General features: G+C 45.8%; 3 protein-coding genes. All 3 read left to right on the top strand.

The features are described 5' to 3' along the window. Positions 1-877: NAD(P)/FAD-dependent oxidoreductase (locus tag B4F08_RS04390; RefSeq protein ID WP_291373415.1), on the top strand; the 877-nt coding region annotated here is incomplete at its 5' end. A 9-nt stretch (positions 878-886) separates the two neighbouring features. After that, complete coding sequence (locus tag B4F08_RS04385) at positions 887-1,681, top strand: DUF1365 domain-containing protein (protein WP_291373413.1); 795 nt, start codon at positions 887-889, stop codon at positions 1,679-1,681. Then, a partial coding sequence (locus B4F08_RS04380) for an SAM-dependent methyltransferase (RefSeq protein ID WP_291373411.1) occupies positions 1,678-2,828 on the top strand: 1,151 nt, incomplete at its 3' end. The genes B4F08_RS04385 and B4F08_RS04380, both read left to right, overlap by 4 nt.

Genomic DNA, 2,828 nt, shown 5'->3' with positions numbered 1-2,828 from the left:
ACAGGTCGATGCACAGCTCAGTATAGATGAGTATCTGGATCGGCATGGCTATTCCGAAGCCTTTCGTCAGGAACATCTCTATCCGATGTGCGGGGCGCTATGGTCTTGTCCAGTAGAGCAAGCTGGACAGATTCCGTATAAATTTGTGGTGAGCTTTTTTCAGCACCATCGTATGTTGCAGTTGAAAGAGCGACCTTCGTGGCTTACGGTCAAGGGTGGATCGGCTCGCTACGTTCGTGCCATTCAGTCCCAATCGAATATGACTTTCCGCAAAACCGCTGTGCAGCTTGTTTCACGCAGTGCCAATGATGTGCTGGTTGAAACAACACAGGGCAGCGAACGTTTTGACTGGGTCGTGTTTGCCAGCCACGCCGATGACAGCCTGAAACTGCTGAAAGACCCGACCGCGCAGGAGCTGGACGTGCTAGGCAAGTTCCGCTATCAGGATAACCGCATGGTGGTACATTCCGATATCTCTATCATGCCTAAATCCCGTCGCCAGTGGGCCAGCTGGCATGTACATGTGACACCTAGTCGTGCAACCGAATCAACTCCATTCCAGCATAGTGGCACACATTATGGCTTTAGCTACTGGATGAACCAGTTGCAGAACCTGAATTGTAAAACTCAAATCTTTGCCACACTCAATCCTAACTTTAACCTCGATCCGAAAAAAATATGGGTAGAACGATATTACCGTCATCCAGTATTTGATGCTGCCGCGATTGAGGCACAACAACGTTGGGCTGAGGTTAATGGTCAGAACCGCACCTCATACTGTGGCGCTTACTGGGGCTGGGGCTTTCATGAAGATGGAGCGCGTAGTGCTTCATGGGTTGTAAATCAGTTGCTGCAACACACTGAGCAAGCGGCTTAGGAGTACAGAATGCAAATGTATCCACTGGCTATCGCTTCTACCGAAATTCGCCATCGTCGCTATTTGCCCAAATCACATGCTTTTGAGGTGAAGCTTAGCTATTTATGCTTTGATCCGGATCAACTGGCAAATTTTACCCAAAAATCTTGGTTCTGGTCTTCTAGTCGCTGGAATTTCCTCACTCTGGACGAACGTGATTTTCTGACCATGGAATGTGGTTCGATTCGGCAGAAAGTTGCACGGTTACTGATCAAGCACGAAAACTATCATTTACCACATGCTGCATCTATTCGTGTACTGGCTTTACCACGCACACTGGGTTTTCGTTTTAATTCTGTGGTGTTTTATTTGATCTTTGATACGACCGATCAACTGATTTTTATACTGAGTGAAATCACCAATACACCGTGGAATGAACGTCAGGTGTACATTCACGATTGTCGGCACAATGTAACTAAACATACGCCTTACCAGAGCCACCAGTTTGACTTTAAAAAGGCCTTTCATGTGTCACCATTCATGCCGATGTCACTGGATTATCGTTGGCGTTTTAGCTTTTCAGAACAGCAAAATGTGATTCACATGCAGCTGTTTGAACAAGAAATATTGCAATTTGATGCCACGATGAAATTTAAGCTGCAAGCCATCACACTTCCTTCACAGCAGCATCGCTATGCTGTACTGAAAGTTCTTGAACCCTTCAGGATGGTCAGCGGAATTTATCTGCACGCCTTTCGTTTATGGAAAAAGAAAGTTCCATTTTACCGACATCCTAAAAAAGAAAAAGGAAACACATTGCGATGAAGACACTATTCATGGGAGAGCAAAGCACACTGCCGGTGGTACTGCGCCACCTGCTGAAATTACGCCATGGTCAGCTGATTTTTAAAGGCGTCTGGAACGGGGCTGTCGGGGAAAATAGCGATTTACAGGCGGTGATACAGGTGCATGATGTTCGTCTGATGGATTTGCTGTTCCGTAATGGTGTATTGGGGGCAGCAGAAGGCTTTATTCGTGGTTACTGGAGCAGTGAAGATCTGGTCAACGTAATTCGTATTCTAGCACGTAATCGTGATGTGCTTGATCGGATGAATCAAAATGTAGTGGCAAAAGCCAGCCAGTTGGCACTTAAGGCTTGGTATAAATCCCGCAAGAATTCGATTGATGGTAGTCGTCAGAATATTGCTGAGCATTATGACTTGAGCAATGATTTTTTCAAGCTGTTCCTTGATAGCAGCATGATGTATTCCAGTGCGGTGTTTAAAGAACCCTGTATGAGCTTGGAACAAGCTTCAGATTATAAAAAAGAACTGATCTGCCAAAAACTTCAATTGCAACCGATGGACCATTTGGTTGAAATTGGCAGCGGCTGGGGAGGCTTTGCCATTTATGCGGCTCAGCATTATGGCTGTAAGGTGACCACCATTACCATTTCCAAAGCTCAGTACGATGAAGCACTCGCCCGAGTTGCTGAAGCAGGGCTGTCTCATCGGGTGTCTGTACAGCTTCAGGACTACCGTTTACTCGAGGGGAAATACGACAAATTGGTGTCCATTGAAATGATTGAAGCAGTTGGTGAGCAATATTTACCAACTTACTTCCGAAAATGCCGCGAGCTCCTCAAGCCGAATGGTCTAGCCCTGATACAGGCGATTACGATTGAAGATGCACGCTATGTTAAAGCTTTAAATACGGTAGATTACATTAAGCGTTATATTTTCCCCGGTAGTTTTATTCCATGTATCAGTGTTATGACGCAAACGGCTTCTGAGCAAAAACTTCGTCTCAAACATCTGGAAGATATTGGTCAAAGCTATGCACAAACCTTGAAGTGTTGGCGCCAGCGTTTTCTGGAGCAGCGTGATCAGGTGCTGCAACTTGGTTTTGATGAGCGCTTTATCCGCATGTGGGATTTTTATCTGTGTTATTGCGAAGGTGGTTTTAGGGAAGG

The sequence above is a fragment of the Acinetobacter sp. UBA6720 genome (genome assembly GCF_002454215.1).
In the GTDB taxonomy this organism is placed as follows: Bacteria; Pseudomonadota; Gammaproteobacteria; order Pseudomonadales; family Moraxellaceae; genus Acinetobacter.
Note: the sequence above shows the minus strand (reverse complement) of the source record. Positions and strands in the feature narration are given on the sequence as shown.

Bases quoted from the DNA above. Each gene is read 5' to 3' on its own strand.
- B4F08_RS04385 (WP_291373413.1), top strand. From the start codon at position 887: ATGCAAATGTATCCACTGGCTATCGCTTCTACCGAAATTCGCCATCGT.